Raw genomic sequence first — 21157 nt, forward strand, 5'->3', positions numbered from 1 at the left:
GTTTCATGTCCGACATATTACGCTATCAATTATCATACAAGTATGATTTCCGCGGCCCGCCGCGATTTTGGAGGATCCGCCCTGCCCCTACCGGTGGCCTACCAACCGAGCTTGACCGCGGCAAGCGCCGCCGTGGCGCGGTAGGCCATTGTTTTCTAGAGGAACTTCCATCCCGTCGCCGACCGAATGGCGCCCATGGCGCCCCGAAAACTCGACGAGAGGTTGCAGCAAATGCGTCCGGAGCTTAGCTATGCAACCTCTAGCCGATTTGTCAGACAAATGTGACCGCTAACAATTCAGGACGATCGATGACCAAGCCCTCATCCCCTGTTTCGCCCTCGCGACGCGCCCTGCTGGCGGCGGCGGGCTGGGCCCTGGCGACGCCGAGCCTCGCCGCGGCGGCCGAGCCGACGGTCTCGGTCGCGCTGCGGCCCGACCTGTCGCGCGCCGGCCCGGTGTTCGAGGGCTGGGGTACGGCCCTGGCCTGGTTCGCGAACGTCACGGGCGGCTGGCCCGACGCCGACCGCGAGCGCCTGGCCGACCTGCTGTACGGGCCGCAGGGCCTGGGCTGGACCATCGCCCGCTACAACATCGGCGGCGGCGACAATCCGGACACCAAGCCCTACCTGCGCCCCGGCGCGGCCGTGCCGGGCTTCTGGCGCGCGCCGCCCGGCACGGCCGGGACCGACTGGTGGAACCCGCAGGACCCGGCGATGTGGGACTGGTCCGCCGACGCCAACCAGCGCTGGTGGCTGGACGCGATCAAGGCCCGCGTGCGCGCGCCGATCTTCGAGGCGTTCTCCAACTCCCCGCCCTGGTTCATGACCGTCAGCGGCAAGGTCTCGGGCGCCGAGAAGGGAACCGACGACAACCTGCGCCCCGGCCAGGAGGCGCCGTTCGCCGACTACCTGGCCCGCGTCGTCGAGGCGCTCCAGCACCGGCATGGCGTGGCCTTCCGCACGCTGTCGCCCGTCAACGAACCCAACAGCGACTACTGGTTCGCGGCCAACACCCAGGAAGGCGCGCACTGGAGCCCCGAGCGGCAGGGCCGGATGATCCTGGCCACCGCCGCGGCGCTGAAGGCGCGGGGCCTGAAGACGGTGGTCAGCGCGCCGGACGAGACCAACTCGCACCTGTTCCTGGCCGACTGGGCCGCCTACTCGCCGGAGGTCCGCGCGGCGATCGGCCAGCTGAACGTCCACAGCTATGGGACGGTGAACCAGACCGGCGTGCGCGACGTCGCCCGCACCAGCGGGATCCGCCTCTGGATGTCCGAGAACGACACCCCGCTGGACAAGGATCCGGAGAACTTCGAGGACATGGCCTCGCCGCTCGCCTTCGCCGAGCACGTCGTGATGGACCTCAAGCGGCTGGAGCCCGCCGCGTGGGTGTTCTGGCAGGCGGTGGAGAACCTCAGCGCCCGCAACGGCGGCAAGGGGTCGAACTGGGGGCTGATCAAAGCGGACTATGGCCAACCGCCCGAAGGTCCGCACACGATCCACGTGACGCGTCGCTACTGGGTCATGGCCCAGTTCAGCCGCTTCATCCGCCCCGGTTTCCGGCTGGTCCCGGTCGACGACCTGGATACGGTCGGCGCCGTGTCGCAGGACGGCCGGGAGCTGGTCCTGGTCCACGTCAATGGCGGACTGTCGCCGCGCCGCCTGGTCCCGCCAAAGGGATGGTCCGGGCGCTTGATCGTCACCGACGCGCAACGGCGCGCCGAGCCGGTCGCGGGCCTCGTGGTCCCGCCACGGTCGGTCGCAACCCTGCGCCTTCATCGCTGAGCGAGCGGGCGCTCAGCGGTGACGTGGGACGCGGAGGCGGGACGGACGGCGCTGGCCGCATCGCCCCACCCGCCGCTTCAGCCCTTCAGCGCCTGCGCCACCACCGGCGCCAGGCGCTCGGCGATGATCCGCGCGCCCTCGGCGTTGGGGTGGATGCCGTCGCTCTGCATGTAGCGCGAGACGCCGATCACGCCGGTGAAGAAGTCGGGCGCATAGAACACCCCCTCTTCGCGGGCCAGCGCCGGATAGATCTCGGTGAAGCGACGGGCGTAGTCCAGGCCCAGCAGGCCCGGGGCTCGCACCCCGGCCAGCACCACCCTCACGCCACGCGCCTTCAGCCGCGAGACGATGGCGCGGAGGTTCTCGCGGGTCCAGGACGGGTCGGCGCCCTGCAGCAGGTCGTTGCCGCCCAGGGCCACCACGCAGACGGCGGTCTCGGGCGGGATGCGCTCGACGCGCGACAGGCCCGCCTTGGTGGTGTCGCCGATCGCGCCGAACCCGAACACCCGCGCCTGGATCTTCATCGCGTCCAGGGTCCGCTGCAGCCAGGCCGGCAGCGCCCGATCCTGCGCCAGGCCAAGGCCGGCGGTGATCGAGTCGCCCAGCACCGTGACCAGCGGCGGAGGCGGCGGAGGCGGCGCAACCTTGCGGCGCGCGGCCGCCTGCGCCGCGCCCGGAACGCCGAGCGCCAGCAGGCCGCCGAGGAAAGCGCGGCGGTGAGCGAGGGGGCTGTGGAACTTCTCCATGGATCGAACCGTATGTGTTGCCTGCAAACATGAAACGCGTTTGGCTTTGAACGCGGGATGAAGGGGAGAGGCGGCTATGCGTCGCAGGTTTCGCGAAATCTTGATCGTCGGCGTCGCCGCCGCGGCGCTGTCGGCCTGCGGCCAAAGCCAGTCCCAGACAGGCCCCGTGGGTTACGGCCCCAACCCGGCCCTGCCCGAGCCGCACAAGAGCCTGATCCCGACCGTTAAGGTTTCGGAGGTCGTCGGCTGGCCCGCGGGCGTGACGCCCAAGGCCCCGGCGGGCTTCCGCGTCCAGCCCTTCGCCACCGGCCTGGCCCACCCCCGCTGGCTGCTGGTCCTGCCCAACGGCGACACCCTGGTGGCCGAGAGCGCCGAGCCGCCGAAAAAGGAGCCGCCGCACGGCCTGCGCGGCTTCTTCCAGAAGATGCTGATGAAGAAGGCCGGCTCGGTCGTGCCCAGCGCCAACCGCATCACCCTGCTGCGCGACGCCGACCACGACGGGGTGGCGGAGCTGAAGACGCCGTTCCTGACCAACCTCTATTCGCCGTTCGGCATGGCCCTGGTGGGCGAGACGCTCTACGTCGCCAACGCCGACGCCATCGTCGCCTTCCCCTACAAGACCGGCGAGACCCAGATCACCGCCGCCGGCCGGAAGGTGGCCGACCTGCCGGGCGGGCCGATCAATCACCACTGGACCAAGAACATCATCGCCAGCCCGGACGGCGCGAAGCTCTATGCGACTGTCGGCTCGAACAGCAATGTCGGCGAAAATGGCATGGCCAATGAAGTCGACCGCGCCGCGATCCTCGAGATCGACCTGGCGACGGGCGCCAAGCGCGTCTTCGCCTCGGGCCTTCGCAATCCCAACGGCCTGGGCTGGAACCCGGCCAACGGCGAGCTGTGGACCGCGGTCAACGAGCGCGACGAGCTGGGCAACGACCTGGTGCCCGACTACATGACCTCGGTGCGCGAGGGCGGCTTCTATGGCTGGCCCTACAGCTATTACGGCCGCCACGTCGACAAGCGCGTCAAGGACAGCGAGCGCCGCCCCGACCTGGTCGAGCGCGCCATCGTCCCCGACTACGCCCTGGGGGCCCACACCGCCTCGCTGGGCCTGACCTTCTACGAGGGGGCCAGTTTCCCGGCCCGCTACAAGGGCGGGGTGTTCGTCGGCCAGCACGGCTCGTGGAACCGCAAGCCGCAGGCCGGCTACAAGGTGATCTTCGTGCCGTTCGCCGGCGGCAAGCCGACCGGTCCGGTCGAGGACTTCGTGACCGGCTTCCTCGACAAGGACGGCAAGGCCCAGGGGCGCCCGGTGGGCGTCACCGTGGACTCGACCGGCGCGCTGCTGGTGGCCGATGACGTCGGCAACGCGGTCTGGCGGGTCAGCCCGGCGCGTTAGGACGCCGCCTGCGCACCGGCGGCGCCTGGTCTCGCGCTAGACCCGCCGGTAGCCGAGCGGCGCGCCGACCCCGGCCGCCTCGATCCGGGCGATCGCCTCGGCCAGCGGTTCGATCGCCACGGCCATGTGGTGGGCGTTGGCGTGCAGGATCGTCTCGGCGTCCAGCAGGATCGCCACGTGCCCTTTCCAGAACACCAGGTCGCCGCGTCGACGCTCGGCCTCGGCGATCTCGGGGAAGAAGCCGCGCTGCAGGTCGGTGTCGCGCGGGCAGGCGCGGCCGCAGGCGTACAGCGCCTGCTGGACCAGGGCCGAGCAGTCGAGGCCCAGGCTTTCGCGGCCACCCCACTGGTAGGGCGCGCCCAGGAACCGCTGCGCGACGGCGACATAGTCGGTCTCGAAGCGGCCGATCGGGGCCAGGTGGTGCTCGACGAACCAGCCGGTCCGCGCGCCCTTCACGAAGCGCCCCTCCCGCGCCTCGACCGAGACCAGGGCGTTCAGGCTGTAGAGGCCGACGATGGCCGACTTGATGTCCGGCTCGGCGAAGGCGTAGGTCCGCAAGGCCGAGACGCGATGCTCGGGCGTCACGACAGGCGCCGACAGGGCCTCGATCGGCACATAGCCGACGTATCGGTCGCGACGGGCCTGGCCGAAGGCGAAGTCGCCGGTCTCGAACAGTACGTCGAAGGTCTCGCCGAACAGCAGCTGGTCCTCCTGCTCGGCGTCGGGCGCGGGCGCCACGCGCAGGCTGGCGACCGGGGCGCTGACCTGCATCGGCGTCACCTGGGCGAAACGCTCGGCGGCGACCAGGCCCTCCAGCCGGCGGTCGGCCAGGCCGTCCCGCAGCAGCGTCAGGCGACGATCACCGGCGCTCATCGGGAAAACCGCGCGCGCAGCAGGGCGAAGGCGGCGCGGATGGCCTGGACTTCCGCCCCGACCGGATAGCCGGGCCGGCCCTTGGGATTCCAGGCGAAGACGTCGAAGTGCGCCCAGGGACCGATGTCGTCGCCGGAGGGCGCGAAGCGCTGCAGGAACAGCGCCGCCGTCGTGGCGCCCGCCTGGGCCCAGCCGTCGGGGTCGTTCTTCAGGTCGGCGATGTCGCTGTCGAGGGCGTCGCGATAGGCCTCGGTCAGGGGCAGGCGCCACAGCGGGTCGGCCACGGCCTTCGACGCCGCCTCGATCTGGCCGGCCAGCTTGTCGTCGGGCGTCCAGAACGGGATCACGAACGGCCCCATGGCCATCCGCGCCGCGCCGGTCAGGGTGGCGAAGTCCAGGGTCAGGGCCGGCTTCAGCTCGGCGGCGCGGGTCAGGGCGTCGGCCAGGATCAGGCGGCCTTCCGCATCGGTGTTGCCGACCTCGACGGTCAGGCCCGCGCGGGTCTGCAGCACGTCGCCGGGGCGCATGGCGTCGCCGCTGATGGCGTTCTCGACCACCGGGGTCAGGATCACCAGCCGCACGGGCAGCTTGGCCTCCATGACCATCCGCCCCAGCGCCAGGGCGTGGGCGGCGCCGCCCATGTCCTTCTTCATCAGCCGCATCCCGGCCGAGGGTTTGATGTCCAGGCCGCCGGTGTCGAACACTACGCCTTTTCCGACGATTGCTACGCACGGGTGGGCTGCATCCCCCCAGCTGACCTCGATCATGCGCGGCGCGCGCGAGGGGACGGCGGCGCGGCCGACCGCGTGGACGGCCGGGTAGTTCTCCTTCAGCAGATCATCGCCGCGCACGACCGACAGGGCGGCGCCGTACTTCTCGGCGATCTCGCCGGCGATCGTCTCGATCTGCAGCGGGCCCATGTCGTTGGCCGGGGTGTTGACCATGTCGCGCGCCAGGGCGCAGGCGTGGGCTAGGGCGGTGACGAACGCGGCGTCCACGCCCTTGGGCGCGACCAGGCGGGCGGTCGGCTCGCCGTGTTTCTTGTAGCGGTCGAAACGATAGGTCCCCAGCGCGAAGGCCAGGGCGGCCTGTTCGGGATCGACGCCCTTGGGCAGCTTCGACAGCGCGTAGTCGCCGGCGGGCAGCTTGCCGGCCAGGGTCCGCAGCAGCGTCGGATCGACACGGCCGCTCCCCAGGCCCAGCAGCACCTGCTCGACCGCCCCGCTGGCCCCGGGGACCGCCAGCACCTGGCCGGTCTTGCCCGTGAACCTGTTGGCGGCCGCGAAGGTCCGGACCGGCGCGCGCTTGCGGGCCAGGAACGCCTCGACCTCGGCCTCCGCCAGCGGGTGGACGGGAATGGCGCCGTTCTCGCCCTGGCTGAGGATCGGGTGCGTCGCGTCGGACATCGGCGGCCTCTTCGAAAGCTGGCTCCGCGCCTGCCGCAGGGCTGGGGCCGGTCTTGGCCCGGCGCGCCCGCGCAAACGCCTTCTCCATGTGTCGCAAGCGCGCGCGCGCCGCAACCGTTCTCGCCCTCGCCGCCCTGCGGCCAAGGGCGGACATGACGGCCGGTGGGAATGGGCCTAAGAGCGGCCATCCGAAAAGCCAGGCCGCTGCTGACCCGTGATCACCCTCCTCGCCCTCCTCGCCGCCACGCCCGTTGCGGACAAGATCATCGTCGACCTGTCGGCCGGCAAACCCGCCAACACCTTCCGCCCCGACGTGGCGTTCGGCGGCGGGCTGGACGGCATGGGCCGCGACGAGGTCAAGGCGACCTACACGCCGCACAACGTGGCGGCCATGCGCCAGGCGGGCCTGAAGTCGATCACCTACCGCCTGCGGACCGAGCTGGGCGCCGAGGCCTGGCACTGGAACCCGGAGGGACGCTGGAGCGATCCCGCCCGCCAGCAGGGCTACTGGACCTCGAGCGACAAGCCCGGCGCGCCCATCCTGCTGTCGCACGGCTATGACCTGCCAAGGCGGGGCATGACCAACGACAACGCCAACAACGCCGGCTATTCGCGGCTGGCCGACGGCGATCCGGCGAGCTTCTGGAAGTCCAACCCCTATCTCGACAGCCGCCACACCCACGCCCCGGCCCGGCCGCAGTGGCTGATCGCCGAGCTGGGCGACGAGACCGCCGTCGACACCGCGCGCCTTTGGTGGGCCACGCCCTACGCCGTCGACTACCAGGTGCAGTACTGGGTCGGCCGCGACGACTATGACCACGACGGCCGCTGGGTCACCTTCCCACATGGCGACATCAAGGGCGCGACCGGCGGCGAGGTGACGCTGAAGCTGGCCGACGCCCCGATCCGCACCGGCTTTATCCGCGTAATGATGAGCAAGGGCTCGGGGACGGCGCCGGCCGGCTCCACCGACGTGCGCGACCGCCTCGGCTACGCCCTGGGCGAGATCGGGATCGGCCGCATGGACGGCGAGCGCTTCGTCGACGCGATCCGCAAGGGCCGCTCGAACAAGACCCAAAGCATCATGCACGTCTCGTCGACCGATCCCTGGCACCGGGCGGTCGACCTGGACCGCGACCTGGAGCAGCCGGGCCTGGATCTCGTCTATCGCAGCGGCCTGACGAGCGGCCTGCCGATGATGGTCCCGGTCGGGGCGCTGTTCGACACGCCCGAGAACGTCGCGGCCGAGATCCGCTGGCTCAAGCGTCGCGGCTATCCCCTCACCCAGGTCGAGATCGGCGAGGAGGCCGACGGCCAGTACGGCTCGCCCGAGGACTATGGCGCGCTCTACATCCAGATGGCCGACGTGGTGAAGGCGGTCGACCCGGCCATCGTCACCGGCGGCCCCAGCCTACAGTCGGCCATGACCGAGATGTGGATGCCCGACCGGGGCGAGAGCCGCTGGTGGAACCAGCGCTTCGTGACCTACCTGAAGAGCCGCGACCGGATGAAGGACCTGGGCTTCGTCTCGTTCGAGCACTACCCGTTCGACGACGTCTGCGGGCGGGTCGACGAGAAGCTCAAGGACCACACGGCGATGATGGACGAGACCTTCCGTCGCCTGGCCGAGGACGGCGTGCCGAAGGCGACGCCGCTGGTCATCGCCGAGTATGGCTTCTCGGCCTATTCGGGGCGGGTGATGTCGGAGATTCCGGCGGCGCTGTTGAACGCCGACACGGTGGGCCAGTTCATGGCGATGGGCGGCGACCAGGCCTTCCTGTTCGGCTACACGCCCAACACCCCGATCAACCAGCATCAGGCCTGCGCCGGCTACGGCAACATGATGACCTGGCAGACCGACGAGAACGGCCAGGCCAAGTGGCCCAGCCCGACCTTCGAGGCCGCCCGCCTGCTGACCGGCGCCTGGAGCCAGCCCGGAAACGGCCTGCACCAGGTCTGGCCCGCCGCCTCCACCGTTCGCGACGCCAAGGGCCGGGCGCCGGTGACGGCCTACGCCGTCAAGCGGCCGGACGGCCAGTGGGCGCTGATGCTGGTCAACCGCGACGCCGAGACCGCCCACGCCGCCAAGCTCGTCTTCCGCGACGCCGCCGGGCGCTCGCGCGGGTTCCAGGGCCAGGTCGAGGTCTGGCGCTATGACGGGACGCGCTACGCCTGGAAAGACGATGGCGAGAACAGCCGCCCGTCAAAGACCCTGCCGGCCCTGCGCCTGCGCCAGGACGGGCGGCGCGAGGTGGTCCTGCCGCCCTGGTCGCTGACCGTCGTGCGCGGCCGGCTCGCGCCCTGAGCCGCGTGCGGCAAAACGCTCGTCTTGCCCGTCCCTCATTTGATGTATTAAGCACGCGCTCGTCCGGGGGGGACCTCATGCGCAAACTGATTGGCCGGATCGCGGTGCTGCTCGCCTTGCCGCCGGCCCTCTACGCCGCCTTCATCGTCAGCACCGTCATCGATCGCGGCTACCGCTGGGGCGAGATGGACTGGAACAGCGACGGGCGCACCCAGCTGCACGAGGTGCTGGCCACGACCGACGTCATTCCGCACGAGACGGTTCGCGGCGGCCAGCGCTGCACCAGCTATTTCGACTATCGCCGCGCCCGGCTGCTGCGCACCGACTGCGAAGTCGACGTCTAGACCAGATGGCCCTGGGCCAGGGCCGAATACGGAAACGCGCTCAGGGCGCCGACGGCGATGGCGACGCCATAGGGCAGGCCGGCGTCGGACTGGCCCAGCCGGCGCATCCAGGCCGGTCCGCCCGCCACCATCGGGGCCACCCAGCCCGAGCGCAGGGCCAGTATGGCGAAGGTCAGCGCCCCGCCCGCCAGGGCCGTGTATAGCAGGAAGGGCAGCACCGCCGGCCAGCCCAGCCACAGGGCGCAGGCGGCCAGCAGCTTGCCGTCGCCGCCGCCGATCCAGCCCGCGGCGAACATCCCCAGCCCCAGAACCAGAGCGCCGAAGCCGACGGCCAGGCACAGCCCGACCGTCTCCAGGCTGGCGCCGCTGGCCAGGGCGGCGGCCGGAAAGGCGGCCGCCAGCGCCAGCGCGATCCAGTTGGGGATCGTGTAGCTGGTCAGGTCCTTCAGCGCCCCGACGATCGCCAGGGTCGGAAAGACCATCAGCAGCGCAATCTGCAGAGCTAGCAAGGCCTCGCTCCGTCGGGAGAAGGTTTCGGGGTCGCTATTCGCCGCCGACGCCGACGCCGACGCCGGTGATCTTGGCGGCGGGGCTGAACATCACGCCCAGGCCCGTGACACAGACGGCGGTGATGAGGGCGATAAGGGCGACGAACAGCCCGTACTGGATGCCGGCGAGGCCCGAGTCGTCTTTGGCGAAGGCCTTGATCAGCTGCGTCATGGCGCGGTCCTGAAGATATGATCCGATGCCGGCGACGCTAGTCAGTATGCCTAAAATTGCTCTTATTCATCGCGCTTAATTAAATGCTACCGACGCGCGCCTGAAGTGCAGTCAAAAAAATGAGGGCGAATTGCTTCGCCCTCCCCGCATGTTTTACTTAATGGATTTTAGCCTAGTTGCGCGCCGGCTTCGCCGCGGCGACGGCGGGGCGGCCGAAAAGGCCCGGAAGCTTGTCGCCCAGCGTGGTCACCGCCGTGACGATCACCACCGCGATCAAGGCGACCACCAGACCGTATTCGATGGCCGTGGAACCGGATTCGTCCCGTAGGAAACGGGCGGCGAACTTGGTCATGACTGGGTCTCCCACCAAGGGCCGCGAGCGCCAGGCTTCAACCCAGCTTGATTTACGGCCCGTCCAAAAACACCGGCAAGTTCCCGTCGGCCTGTTAATTGGCGGTAAAATACAAAGGGTTAATCGGTAATTTACCAAGCACGCATCCGGCGACGGCGCCCGGCCGCCCAGGGAAGCGGCTCAGGCTGGCAGGGCCGAACGCAGGCGCTCGACCAGCGGGTGCGGCGCGAACGTCCGCTCGCCCAGGCGGGAGACGGGCCGTACGCCGATCAGGCTGTTGGTCAGGAACACCGCCTCGGCTTGCTCCAGCACCTGCGGTCCGGCGGCCACTTCCTCGACAGCCTGCGCGGCCAGCAGCCGGGCGCGGGTGACGCCGGGCAGGACGCCGCAGTCGAGCGCCGGGGTGAACAGGCGCCCGCCCTCCACCCAGAAGACGTTCGCCGCCGCGCCGCAGACCACGTCGCCGCGGTTGTTGAGCATCAGGGCCTCGTCGACCCCGGCCGCGACCGCCTCGGTCCGCGCCAGGACGTTGTCGACATAGGCCAGGGTCTTGAGCCGCGAGGCCGGCGAGCCTTCGTTGCGGCGGACGTGGGAGATCATCACCCGGGCCGGCGTCGTCACCGGCGCCACCGCCGCCACCCGCGCGAAGAGCCGCGGCTTGAGGTCGGCCGGACGATCTAGCCCTCGGCCGCCCGAGCCGCCGGTCAGGGTCAACCGCACCGCCATCCGTCCCGACGGGGGGACCGTGCTCCGGCACAGCCCCTCGGCCTCGGCGCGGTCGAACGGCATGCCCAGCACGACGCAGCCCGCCGCCATCCGGTCGAGGTGCGCGTCCAGGTGTCGCAGTTCGCCGTCGACGGCCAGCAAGGTCTCGAACAGACCCTCGCCCAGCAGCAGGCCGCGATCGTCGAAGGGGATGGCGTCGTGGGTGATCATCCAGGGCTCTCCGTCAGCGCGCGCCGGATGGCGGCGATCTTGGCCTGGGTCTCCAGTTGCTCGGCGCGCGGATCGCTGTCGGCGACGATCCCCGCGCCGGCGCGCGCCTCGACCCGCCAGCCGCCGCCATCCTCGACCAAGGCCACGGTCCGGATCAACACGCTCGAGTCGAGTGCGCCATCATGCCCCGCCCAGAACAGCGCGCCGCAATAGGGGCCGCGCGGCGGCTCCAGGCTGGCGATAACCCGCATCGCCTGCACCTTGGGCGCCCCGGTGATCGACCCTGGCGGGAAGCTCGCGCGCAGCAGGTCGGCCAGGCCGCGCCCCTTGGCCAGGCGCGCGGTGACGGTCGAGACCAGATGGTGGACGTTGGCGAAGCTCTCGATCCGGAAAAGCTCGGGCGCGCGCACGCTGCCCGGCGGGCTGACCCGGGCCAGGTCGTTGCGCATCAGATCAACGATCATCAGGTTCTCGGCCCGGTCCTTGTCGCTGGCCAGGAGCTCGGCGGCCAGGGCCAGGTCGCGGGCCGGATCGCGGTCGCGGGGCCGCGTGCCCTTGATCGGCCGGGTCTCGATCGTCCCGTCCGGCGAGACCTTCAGGAACCGCTCGGGCGAGTTGGAAACCATCGCCCGCCCCGGCAGGCGCAGATAGGCCGAGAACGGCGCGGGACTCTGGGCGCGCAGGCGGGCGAACAGGTCGAACGGATCGGCGCCGGGCGCCAGGCGGCCCTTCCAGGCGCGCGCGATATTGGCCTGGAAGATCTCGCCGGCCAGGATGCGCTCGACCACCTCGGCGACGGCGGTTTCATAGGTCGCGGGATCGTCGGCGACGAGGTCGACGCAGAGCGGGCCCTGTGGCTCCGACCTCTGCGTGGCCCGCGCGTCGAGCCAGGCCAGGGCGGCGCGGGCGCGCGTGTCGGCGTCGCCCTCGGTCTCGCCCCGGCCGATCGCCAGCACCTGGCGGGCGTGGTGGTCGAAGGCCAGCAGCGCCGGATAGCGGGCGCAGGCCAGGTCCGGCCAGTCGGAGCGCGGCAGGCCCAGGCGCTCGATCCAGTCACCCAGCTCATAGGCCGCCAGCCCGACGACGCCGCCCTGGAACGGCGGGCCGTCCGGATCGGTCGGCTGGCGCGGACCCAGCAGCGCGGCGAGCGCCGCGAACGGGTCGGCGGCGTCCTTCGCGGTCAGGCTGAAGGTCTGGTCCGGGGCGCGCAGCAGATACGACCACCGCCCGCCCTGCCCGCCGGAGATCAGCGCGCAGGCGTGGGGCTCGTCCCGAAAGGGCGCCAGGGCCCAGACGGGCTCGCGCCAAGGGGCGGTCAGGATGGCGACGCGGCGCATGGAGCGTTGATAGCAGCGTCGGCAGGCCCCCTCCACCGCCGTTCGGCGGTCCCCCTCCCCCAATGGGGGAGGAAGGGTTTCTCTTCTGCACCCTCCGGGGGCAGACGACCTGCGAAGCAGGTCAGGTGGGGGCAAGTATCACGCGCCCTCCCGCCCGCCGCCCTTCACCGTCGACAGACCGATCAGCCCGACCAGCATCAGCGCCATGATCGGGATGAAGCCCGCCACCTGGGCCTGGAAGATCTTGGTCGCCAGGGCCACCAGCAGCGAGCCCAGCCACACCGTCGCCGTGCCCGACAGCGAGAACAGGCCGAAGAAGGCGGCCATCCGGTCGGGCGGGGCCAGGCGGACCAGCAGCGTGCGGCTCGAGGCGTACTGGGCAGTGACGCAGACGGCGATCATCAGGCCGCAGCCCAGATAGACCAGCTCCGGCAGGGTCTGGAACAGCGGCCCGTTCCACACCGGCGGATGGGCGCTCGCGGACCACGGCCAGAAGAACAGAATCTTGTCGCGGGTGGTGCCGATCATGCCCAGCAGCATCAGGATGCAGCCGGCGATCTCGACCTGGACGGCGCGGCGCGGGCCCAGCGTCCGGTCCAGCACCGGCGCGACCAGGCCGCCCAGCACGCCGAAGACCGACAGCGAGACGCCGTAGGCCAGCATCTCCAGCTCGCCCCAGCCCATGATCCCGGCCGCGAACAGGCCGCCGAAGATGATCATCGCGGTCATGCCGTCGCAGTAGAACATCCGCACGCCCAGGAACTTGGCGGCCTCGGCGTGGCCTTTCAGGTTGGCGAAGGTGTCGATGATCAGCCGCACGCCCTCCTTCAAGGACGCCAGCAGCGAGACGCCGGTGCGGGCCGCGTCGCGGGTCCACAGGAAGAACGGAATCGCGCCCAGCAGCATCACCACCGCCGACAGCGGGCCGGCCAGGCGGCTGGGCTCATTGTCGGCCTGGCTCAGGCCGAACAGCGGCGCGGACGGCACGAACGACCACGGGACCTGGCCCGGCAGCACGAAGGCCCACATCACGAAGATCAGCAGGGACACCGACAGCCCGTTGGCCACCGCGTAGCCCAGGCCCGACAGCACCGGCTCCTGGCCCGGCTCGGCCGCCCGCGACAGCAGCGAGTTGTTCAGCACGTCGCCCAGGTTATAGGCCACGCCCAGGGTGATCAGGGCGGCGCCGACCAGGCCGACCGGCAGCCCGCCGGGCTTGGCGAACCACAGGGCCAGGAGGATCGGCAGCATGACCGCCAGGATCACCGCCATGAACGGCTTGCGCGGGCCGTAGCGCTCGATCGAGGCGCCCAGCAGCGGCGCCGTCAGGGCGGTCAGCAGGCCGTAGACGGTGGAGATGTCGGCGACGGTCGCCTGGCCCTTGACCGGATCGCCGACCAGCACCCGCGAGAAATAGGGCGCGAACACATAGATGGTGACCAGGATCACATAGGGATCGCGGCTGCCCTGGTGCAGGATCCAGCTCAGCGCCCCGCGCGAGAGCCGTTTTTTCGGGACCGGGACCAGCACATCCTCGGCGCCGGCCTCGCCCAGCACCTCGCTCACGCCCGGAGGCGTCCCCGCCAGTTCGCTCATGCCACACCCTAGGCTTCGGCCCTCTGACGGGGCCATGCCGCGAGGCTGGACCTTAAACGAACGTTTGTCACCTTCTCGATTTCCACCGCCCCGCCTGCGCCATTGTCTGCGCACGGCCCGCCATGCCACCACTGGCCCATGCTGAAGTTGCCGCCGCTGAAACCCGACTCCGACCAGATGCTGCACCTCGACGCCCTGCGGATCGTCGGGGCGGTGATGATCGTGGTCTTCCACTTCAACCGGTTCATCAATCTGGATGGCCGGTGGCAGGCGGCGGACGACACGATCAAGAGCTTCAGCCTGATCGTCGACCTGTTCTTCCTGATCTCCGGCTACGTGATGGCGGCGATCTACACGGGCAAGCTGACGACCCTCGCCAAGTACGGTGACTTCCTGCGCAAGCGGGTGGCGCGGCTGGGGCCGCTGCACTGGGCGACGCTAGGGGTGTTCGTGGTGATCGCCGCGCTCGGCTGGGCCGGCGTGATCAGCGAGCGGGACCCGTCGCGCTACGATGTCGCCTGCATCGTCCCGAACCTCGTGTTCGTCCACGCCTGGGGAACCTGCAAGGCCCAGACCTGGAACTTCGTCAGCTGGGCGATCAGCGCCGAGATGGGCCTGTATATCGCCCTGCCCCTGCTCTTCTGGATCACCGCGAGGGGCCGCTGGGCGACCGCCGCCGTGGCGGTCGGCAGCCTGGCCCTGCTGGTCTGGATCACCCGCGACGGCGAGAGCTTCTCGCAATGGACCTACGACTTCGGCGTCGCCCGCGCGGTTCCGGGATTCATGCTGGGCATGCTGGCCTGGCAGGCGCGGGACACGCTGGCCAGGCTGCCGTTCGCGCGCATCGTCATGTGGGCGCTGCTGGGCGTGTTCATGGCCGCCTCGTGGGCCGGCGCCTCGCGGACCGTGCTGCTGCTGGTGATCTACGCCGTGGGGCTGGCGGGCGTGGCGGCCGACGCGCAAGGCGTCCAGGGCGGGGTGAGCCGCCGCCTGGCGCCCTGGGCGCAGCTCAGCTTCAGCCTCTACCTGCTGCACCCGATCGCGCTGAAGATCGCCCTCAACTGGGTGGGCTTCAGCGCCTGGCGGCTGGACGGCGACGCCATGCGGCTGTGGTGCCTGTTCTGGGTCGTAGCCCTGTTCCCGATCGCCTACCTGTCGTTGGTGGCGTTCGAGCGGCCGGCCCGGGACAGGCTGGCGAAGTGGGGGAAGCGCTGAGCAAGCGCTCCCCTTGAGCGCCCGATTTCCTAGGCCCCCAGGGCGTAGGGCCCGCTCTTGTCCAGCGCCGTCTTCCAGGCCGGTCGCGCGTGCATCTTGCCGATCCAGGCGGCGAGGTTCGGATAGTCGCCGAGCTTGCCCATGGCCTTGGCCACCTCGGGCACGAAGCTCATCTGGATGTCGGCGCCCGTCAGGCTGTCGCCGACGAAGAACTCACGCCCAGCCAGGCTCTGGTCGACGAAGGCCAGGTGGTTGGCGATCTCGGAGTGGATGCGCGGGTGCAGCGGCGCGCCGGCCTCGCCCAGGCGGCCGACATACATGTTTAGCAGCAGCGGCAGCATGGCCGAGCCCTCGGCGTAGTGCAGCCACTGCTGGTAGAGGTCGTAGTCGGCGCTCGCCATGTCCGGCGCCAGGCGGCCGCCGCCGTGACGGCGGATCACGTAGTCGATGATCGCCCCGGACTCGATGATCACCCGCCCGTCGTCCTCGATCACCGGCGACTTGCCCAGCGAATGCACCGCCAGAAGCGACGGCGGCGCCAGGCGCGTCTGGGGATCGCGGGTGTGCTGGACGATCTCGTAAGGCAGGCCCAGCTCCTCCAGCAGCCACAGGATGCGCTGCGAGCGCGACTCGTTGAGGTGGTGGACCTTGATCATCGGACTCCCCGTTTTGTGATCTTTATGTTGCAGCGCGGCATTGCTCGCAGATGCGAAATGCGCCACGGTGAAAGAAAACAATTGTTTGGCGCAAAACATCTGTTTGGCCAAGGGGAGCAAGCCATGACCACGACACTCGCGCGCGACAATACCGACAATCTGGTCCTGCCCGGCCTGCTGGGCCTGCTGCGCGAGGCCGCCGACGCGGCGGGCCTGTTCGTAGCCGAGGCCAAGCCCGCCGTGCTGGCGCACATAGCGCCGGAAGGTGGGAAGGTCGACCGCAAGCTGGCCGACGTCCACCAGCACCGCGTCCACGGCTATGGCTGGTACGCTTCCTATGCCGAACTCTTGAACCAGGTCGCCGGCTGGGCCGAGCGGCTGGAAGCCGAAGGCCGCTTTGGCGAGATCGAGGCCCTGCTGGCCCAGCTGCTGTTCTCGGAATACTGCGCCCAGCTGGTCGGCGGCGTGCCGATGAACCAGGGCGAGATCGTCCGCCCCGCGCACCTGGTCGAGGACCGCGCGGTGCTGAACCGGCTCTATTCCAACGGCCTGATGAAGCTGATGGTCGAGGGCGGGACCCAGGCCGTGAAGAGCCGGATCGCCCAGCGCCTGGCAGAGGCGCGGGGCCGCCCGACGCTGGAGAACACCGGCCTCGACGAAACCTTCGAGATGATCCGCGACCAGTTCCACGCCTTCGCCGAGGAGAAGGTCACGCCCTTCGCCCACGAATGGCACCTGAAGGACGAACTGATCCCGATCGAGCTCGTTCAGGAGCTGGGCGAGCTGGGCGTCTTCGGCCTGACCATCCCCGAGGAATACGGCGGCAGCGGCATGGGCAAGACCGCCATGTGCGTGGTCTCCGAGGAGCTGTCGCGCGCCTGGATCGGCGTCGGGTCGCTGGCCACGCGGTCGGAGATCGCCGGCGAGCTGATCCTGACCGGCGGGACGGAAGAGCAGAAGCAGTACTGGCTGCCCAAGATCGCCAGCGCCGAGATCCTGCCGACCGCCGTCTTCACCGAGCCGAACACCGGCAGCGACCTCGGGTCCTTGCGCACCCGCGCCGAGCTGAAGGGCGACAGCTACGTCGTCACCGGGAACAAGACCTGGATCACCCACGCCGCCCGCGCCGACGTCATGACCCTGCTGGTCCGCACCGAGCCGGGCACGACCGACTATCGCGGCCTGTCGATGCTGCTGGCGCCCAAGCCGCGCGGGACCGACGAAGCCCCCTTCCCCGCCGAGGGCATGAGCGGCGGCGAGATCGGGGTGATCGGCTATCGCGGCATGAAGGAGTACGAGCTGGGCTTCGACGGCTTCACCGTGCCGGCCGAAAACCTGCTGGGCGGCGTCCCGGGCCAGGGCTTCAAGCAGCTGATGGCCACCTTCGAGAGCGCCCGCATCCAGACCGCCGCCCGCGCCGTCGGCGTGGCCCAGGCGGCGCTGGAGGTGGGCCTCGGCTACGCCCTCGACCGCAAGCAGTTCGGCCAGGCGATCTTCGAGTTCCCGCGCGTGGCCAACAAGCTGGCCATGATGGCCGCCGAAATCATGGGTGTGCGCCAGCTGACCTATTTCGCCGCCCGCCAGAAGGACGAGGGCAAGCGCTGCGACCTCGAGGCCGGCATGGCCAAGCTGATCGCCGCCCGCGTCGCCTGGGCCGCCGCCGACAACGCCCTGCAGATTCACGGCGGCAATGGCTTCGCGATGGAATACGCCGCCAGCCGCCTGCTGGCCGACGCCCGGATCCTCAACATCTTCGAGGGCGCGGGCGAGATCCAGGCCCAGGTCATCGCGCGGCGGCTGCTGGACGGCGGGAATTAGAGAGACCCTCTCCCCGAGGGAGAGGGCGGGGCCCGTCCCGACGAAGGTCGGGATGGGAGGGTGAGGGGTTTCGCGGCCAACGGTTTACCCCCTCACCTCCCATTGCTACGCAATGGGTCCCTCCTCTCCCCAGGGAGAGGATTCCCTTATGAGAGCCGCCCCATGCTGACCACGACCCGCCGCTCCGCCCTTGTCTCGGCCCTGGCGACGGCGGGCCTGGCGGCGTTCGACAGTCGAGCCTGGGCCCGGCAGGAGACCGGCGCGGTCGGCGCGGCCGTCGACAAGTTCGCGCAGGAGGTCATGGCCGCCTTCCCCGACCAGCCGGGCCTGGGCGTCACCGTCGTCGAGAACGGCAAGGTCACCCTGGCCAAGGGCTATGGCGTGAAGACGCTTGGGACCCAGGACCGCTGCGACGAGAACACCGTCTTCGGCATCGCCTCGAACACCAAGGCCATGACCGCCGCCCTGATCGGCATGCTGGTCGAGGAAGGGCGCCTTTCCTGGGACGACCCTGTCACCAAGCACCTGCCGGCCTTCCAGATGAGCGACCCGATCGTCACCAAGCTGATGACCGTCCGCGACCTGCTGGTCCACCGCAGCGGCCTGACCCTGGGCGCGGGCGACCTGATGATCTGGCCGGCTCCGACCCACACCCGCGCCGACATCGTGGCGGGGCTCAAGTACCTGCCGATCGGCGGCCAGTTCCGGGGCGGCTACGCCTACGACAACGTCCTCTACGTCGCGGCCGGAGCGGTGATCGAGGCGGTCAGCGGCAAGACCTGGGAAGAGATGATCAAGACCCGGATCTTCGATCCGCTGGGCATGAGCAGCACCGTCTCCAGCCCGGCCCTGGTCGACAAGTCTCGCCGCGCCTCGCCGCACGCGCGCCTGGGCCCGCCGACCCGCGGCCTCGGTCCCCAGAAGGTGCTGCCGTTCGACAGCAGCTTCGACGCCGCCGCCCCGGCGGGCGGGACCAACTCGACGCCCAAGGACATCGGCCAGTGGATGCTGACCCAGCTGGCCCTCGGCGTCGCGCCGGACGGCAAGCGGCTGTGGAGCGAGGCCACGGCCCGCGAGATGTGGAAGCCGCACACGATCACCAACTGGTCGGACGGTCCCACCGCCGAGGCCCCCGCCCGCGCCACGATCCAGGCCTATGGCCTGGGCTGGTTCGTCCAGGACCATCGCGGCGAGCGGCTGCTGTGGCACACCGGGGGTCTGGCCGGCTTCATCTCCTATACCGGCCTGCTGCCGGGTCGGAAGTCGGGGATCATGGTGATGACCAACGCCGAGGAAAACCCGGTGCTGCGGTCGCTGCGCTACGGCGGTCCTGATCGCCTGCAGGGCCGGTCCGACTATGACTGGATCGCCTCCAGCAAGCGCGCCCAGGCCGATAACGAGGCCCAGACGCTGAAGGACCTGGCCAAGGCGACGACGCCGACCGGCGGCGGCGCCAAGCCGAGCCTGCCGCTCGAGGCCTATGCCGGGGTCTATCGCGATCCCTGGTACGGCACGGTGACGATCAGCCTGGTCGGGAAAGGCAAGGCCAAGGGCCTGCACGTCTCGTTCGACAAGACCCCCGCCCTGCGCGGCAAGCTGGAGCCGTTCGACGGCGAGGTCTTCAAGACGACCTTCGACGACCGCACCCAGGAGGACGCCTTCTTCACCTTCGACCTGAAGGACGGCAAGGTGGTGTCGGCCCTGGTCAAGGCGGTCTCGCCCCTGGCCGACTTCAGCTACGACTACCAGGACCTGCGGCTGACGCGGGTGTCGTGAGGGCGGGATGTCGGTAAGCCCGGGCAGGTCCTACCGCGGCTTCCAGCCCTCGGCGATCATCGCGATCTGCTTGTCCATCACCGACGACATCTGGGCGGCGGGCAGCTCGCCGCCCGCCGCGGCCGTCATCCGGTAGTTCCAGGCGTAGGCGGCCTTCAGGGTGTCGACGATCAGCGGCAGCTCGAGATCGTCGCGCACCTCGCCGCGCCGCACGCCGTCCCGCAGCACGTCGAGCAGCATCTCGGTCAGGCGCGGGTTGCGGCCGTAGGGCGTGACGCCCGGATCGTTGCTGGGATTGTACGAGGCGGCGATGTGCGCCAGGAACAGCTTCACCCGCCGGGTCTCGAACGCGTAGTGGATGGCGAAGATCGTGCACAGCCGATCGACGGTGCTGCCCCGCAGGAATGGGACCACCCGATCGAACTCCGCATAGAGCTCGCCCAGCCGATGCTCCATCACATGGCTGAGCACCTCGGCCTTGGAGGCGAAGGTGGTGAAGACGCTGCCGACCGACACCCCCGCGCGCTCCGCGATGGCGCGGATGGTGGTCTCGTCATAGCCCACGTCGTTGAACAGGTCGCGCGCCGCCTCGAGAACCTTCTCGCGCGTCGCGGCCTTCTGAACGTTTCTTACGCCCACGCACGTCCCCCTCGAACACGCCAGCGTCAAAATTGACTTTTCACGGACGGCCCCGTTCCCCCCCAGGAACGAAGTCGCCCATCGGTTGAGCCCACCGGGACCGAGATGATACCATCCAAGCCCGGAGAGCGGACGTCTTGACAAGCTCAGGCGTTCCCCCGGCTTGGCCGAAGGCTCGCATCGCAGAGCCCACCCGGCTCGGATGGAAAATCCAGGCCGGACAAACAGGCCCTGGAATCAAGCCTCTAGAGCGCCTTTCGACGCTTTAGATGATTCCACCGAAAGCTAAAGGGCTCTAGGCGCGCACGCCGGCGAAGATGATCTTCAGCTGAGCCGACAGGCGCTCCATCAGAGCGTCGACCGTCCAGCCGTCATAGACCGCGCGCCGATAGTTGGCGAGATACACGTCCCAGACGATTTCCGCCAACAGCTTGGCGTCGACATCGGCCTTAAGCTGCTTCTGCTCGACGCCGCGCTGCAGCGCCTCGCCGATCAGGCTGAAGATGTGCTTCAGGTCGGCGCGCGCGCGACGCTCGGCCGCTTCGGACCGGGTCCAGGAGACGGCGATGCTGGCGCGCAGCAGCGGCAGCTGCTCGACATGGAAGCTGTAGCCGACGCCGAACAGGCCCAGCAGCGCCTCGTCCACGGTCTTGGCCGTGCGGGCCGCCTGGGTCATCTGGCCGTAGATGACCTCGTAGTCGGCGGTCAGGATTTCCTCGAACAGCTCCGACTTGTCGGCGAAGCTGGCGAAGACGGCGCCCGTCGACATGCCGGCGGCCTGGGCGATGTCGCGGATGGTCGCGCCTTCATAGCCACGCTCGCTGAACAGGCGGCGGGCGGCGGCCAGGACACGCTCGCGGGTGCGCTGCTTGGCCAGGGCCCGACGGGTCAGCTTCACCGGGGTCTCGTCCCCTTGGTCGATATTGACGGATACGAAGCTCATGCGACGGCCTCCAGGCGGGCGAGAGCGGCTTCGGCGCGCATCTCGAACTCGGTGCAATATTCATCGACGACGTTCTGCAAAACGTCGGCGTAACGACGGGCCAGCTGGCGACCGTCCTGCGCGGCGTCGCGCAGGTCGGTGATCAGCTGGCGAACCTCGGCCATGGCCTCTTCGCGCTCGAACGCGGCGGATTCGGCCCTGTCCACAGAGCAGGCGCTCTGAGCCATACGGCTATCTCCTACCCCCGCTGGGGTCAGTGAAAGGCGTTGAACGATCCGCGGTGGGGGAGTTGATCATGTTCAACGAACG

The 21157-nt window shown here is 69.8% G+C and carries 19 protein-coding genes and 2 pseudogenes; 8 read left to right on the top strand and 13 right to left on the bottom strand.

The window, feature by feature from the left end; translation table 11 throughout:
* Positions 1 to 308: 308 nt before the first annotated feature.
* A complete protein-coding gene (locus DI526_RS00105; RefSeq protein WP_304272573.1) occupies positions 309 to 1784 on the top strand; it encodes a glycoside hydrolase in 1476 nt (491 codons plus the stop codon).
* 77 nt (positions 1785 to 1861) lie between these two features.
* Here the strand turns inward: DI526_RS00105 and DI526_RS00110 are convergent, their stop codons facing one another.
* On the bottom strand, positions 1862 to 2530 hold the full coding sequence (locus DI526_RS00110; protein ID WP_304272575.1) for an arylesterase: 669 nt from the start codon (positions 2528 to 2530) through the stop codon (positions 1862 to 1864).
* A gap of 76 nt (positions 2531 to 2606) precedes the next feature.
* Here DI526_RS00110 and DI526_RS00115 point away from each other — a divergent pair, with 76 nt between their 5' ends.
* Complete coding sequence (locus DI526_RS00115; RefSeq protein ID WP_304272576.1) at positions 2607 to 3932, top strand: sorbosone dehydrogenase family protein; 1326 nt, start codon at positions 2607 to 2609, stop codon at positions 3930 to 3932.
* A 36-nt stretch (positions 3933 to 3968) separates the two neighbouring features.
* Here DI526_RS00115 and DI526_RS00120 read toward each other — a convergent pair whose 3' ends face one another.
* The gene (locus DI526_RS00120) at positions 3969 to 4805 is read right to left on the bottom strand and encodes an NlpC/P60 family protein (protein ID WP_304272578.1); all 837 of its coding nucleotides are present in this window, start codon (positions 4803 to 4805) and stop codon (positions 3969 to 3971) included.
* A complete protein-coding gene (locus DI526_RS00125; RefSeq protein WP_304272580.1) occupies positions 4802 to 6211 on the bottom strand; it encodes a M17 family metallopeptidase in 1410 nt (469 codons plus the stop codon). The genes DI526_RS00120 and DI526_RS00125 overlap by 4 nt, the downstream gene beginning before the upstream one ends.
* Positions 6212 to 6425: 214 nt before the next feature.
* Here DI526_RS00125 and DI526_RS00130 point away from each other — a divergent pair, with 214 nt between their 5' ends.
* Together DI526_RS00130 and DI526_RS00135 are read left to right on the top strand one after the other, a co-directional pair.
* Positions 6426 to 8516: a discoidin domain-containing protein gene (locus DI526_RS00130; RefSeq protein WP_304272582.1), complete on the top strand. Its 2091-nt coding sequence runs from the start codon at positions 6426 to 6428 to the stop codon at positions 8514 to 8516.
* A gap of 77 nt (positions 8517 to 8593) precedes the next feature.
* The gene (locus DI526_RS00135; RefSeq protein WP_304272584.1) at positions 8594 to 8860 is read left to right on the top strand and encodes a hypothetical protein; all 267 of its coding nucleotides are present in this window, start codon (positions 8594 to 8596) and stop codon (positions 8858 to 8860) included.
* On the opposite strand, the gene DI526_RS00140 is transcribed toward DI526_RS00135, so the two are convergent.
* The 5 genes and pseudogenes from DI526_RS00140 to pabB all read right to left on the bottom strand — a co-directional run.
* Positions 8857 to 9369 carry a prepilin peptidase gene (locus tag DI526_RS00140; protein WP_304272586.1) on the bottom strand — a complete coding sequence of 171 codons (513 nt, stop codon included), beginning with the start codon at positions 9367 to 9369 and terminating at the stop codon, positions 8857 to 8859. The genes DI526_RS00135 and DI526_RS00140 overlap by 4 nt on opposite strands.
* 34 nt (positions 9370 to 9403) lie before the next feature.
* Entirely contained in the window at positions 9404 to 9580 is a 177-nt protein-coding gene (locus DI526_RS00145) for a Flp family type IVb pilin (RefSeq protein WP_304272589.1), read from the bottom strand.
* A gap of 172 nt (positions 9581 to 9752) precedes the next feature.
* Positions 9753 to 9932: a Flp family type IVb pilin gene (locus DI526_RS00150; protein WP_304272590.1), complete on the bottom strand. Its 180-nt coding sequence runs from the start codon at positions 9930 to 9932 to the stop codon at positions 9753 to 9755.
* A 180-nt stretch (positions 9933 to 10112) separates the two neighbouring features.
* A complete protein-coding gene (locus tag DI526_RS00155; protein ID WP_304272591.1) occupies positions 10113 to 10868 on the bottom strand; it encodes an aminotransferase class IV in 756 nt (251 codons plus the stop codon).
* A pseudogene (gene pabB, locus DI526_RS00160) lies at positions 10865 to 12208 on the bottom strand (aminodeoxychorismate synthase, component I); the annotation flags it as partial. The gene DI526_RS00155 and the pseudogene pabB, both read right to left, overlap by 4 nt.
* A 6-nt stretch (positions 12209 to 12214) precedes the next feature.
* Here pabB and DI526_RS00165 point away from each other — a divergent pair.
* Positions 12215 to 12283 (top strand): annotated as a pseudogene (locus tag DI526_RS00165) (hypothetical protein); the annotation flags it as partial.
* A gap of 60 nt (positions 12284 to 12343) precedes the next feature.
* Here DI526_RS00165 and DI526_RS00170 read toward each other — a convergent pair.
* Positions 12344 to 13837 carry an MFS transporter gene (locus DI526_RS00170; RefSeq protein ID WP_304272592.1) on the bottom strand — a complete coding sequence of 498 codons (1494 nt, stop codon included), beginning with the start codon at positions 13835 to 13837 and terminating at the stop codon, positions 12344 to 12346.
* A gap of 102 nt (positions 13838 to 13939) precedes the next feature.
* Between DI526_RS00170 and DI526_RS00175 the strand changes: the two genes are divergently transcribed.
* Complete coding sequence (locus DI526_RS00175; RefSeq protein WP_304272593.1) at positions 13940 to 15016, top strand: acyltransferase; 1077 nt, start codon at positions 13940 to 13942, stop codon at positions 15014 to 15016.
* 29 nt (positions 15017 to 15045) lie between these two features.
* Here the strand turns inward: DI526_RS00175 and DI526_RS00180 are convergent, their stop codons facing one another.
* The gene (locus DI526_RS00180) at positions 15046 to 15672 is read right to left on the bottom strand and encodes a glutathione S-transferase family protein (RefSeq protein WP_304272596.1); all 627 of its coding nucleotides are present in this window, start codon (positions 15670 to 15672) and stop codon (positions 15046 to 15048) included.
* A 123-nt stretch (positions 15673 to 15795) separates the two neighbouring features.
* On the opposite strand from DI526_RS00180, the gene DI526_RS00185 reads away from it, so the two are divergent.
* Positions 15796 to 17490 (top strand): acyl-CoA dehydrogenase family protein, encoded by a 1695-nt coding sequence (locus DI526_RS00185; protein WP_304272598.1) that lies wholly within the window; start codon positions 15796 to 15798, stop codon positions 17488 to 17490.
* Between the two features lie 162 nt (positions 17491 to 17652).
* On the top strand, positions 17653 to 19266 hold the full coding sequence (locus DI526_RS00190) for a serine hydrolase (protein ID WP_304272600.1): 1614 nt from the start codon (positions 17653 to 17655) through the stop codon (positions 19264 to 19266).
* Positions 19267 to 19296: 30 nt separating this feature from the next.
* On the opposite strand, the gene DI526_RS00195 is transcribed toward DI526_RS00190, so the two are convergent.
* From DI526_RS00195 to DI526_RS00205, 3 genes are all read right to left on the bottom strand, one after another.
* A complete protein-coding gene (locus DI526_RS00195; protein ID WP_304272602.1) occupies positions 19297 to 19905 on the bottom strand; it encodes a TetR/AcrR family transcriptional regulator in 609 nt (202 codons plus the stop codon).
* 295 nt (positions 19906 to 20200) lie between these two features.
* On the bottom strand, positions 20201 to 20848 hold the full coding sequence (locus DI526_RS00200) for a TetR/AcrR family transcriptional regulator (protein WP_304272604.1): 648 nt from the start codon (positions 20846 to 20848) through the stop codon (positions 20201 to 20203).
* A complete protein-coding gene (locus DI526_RS00205) occupies positions 20845 to 21075 on the bottom strand; it encodes a hypothetical protein (protein ID WP_304272606.1) in 231 nt (76 codons plus the stop codon). Before DI526_RS00205 ends, DI526_RS00200 begins: the two co-directional genes overlap by 4 nt.
* Positions 21076 to 21157: the final 82 nt, after the last annotated feature.

The sequence above is a fragment of the Caulobacter segnis genome, assembly GCF_003243465.1.
Taxonomy (GTDB): Bacteria; Pseudomonadota; Alphaproteobacteria; order Caulobacterales; family Caulobacteraceae; genus Caulobacter; species Caulobacter segnis_A.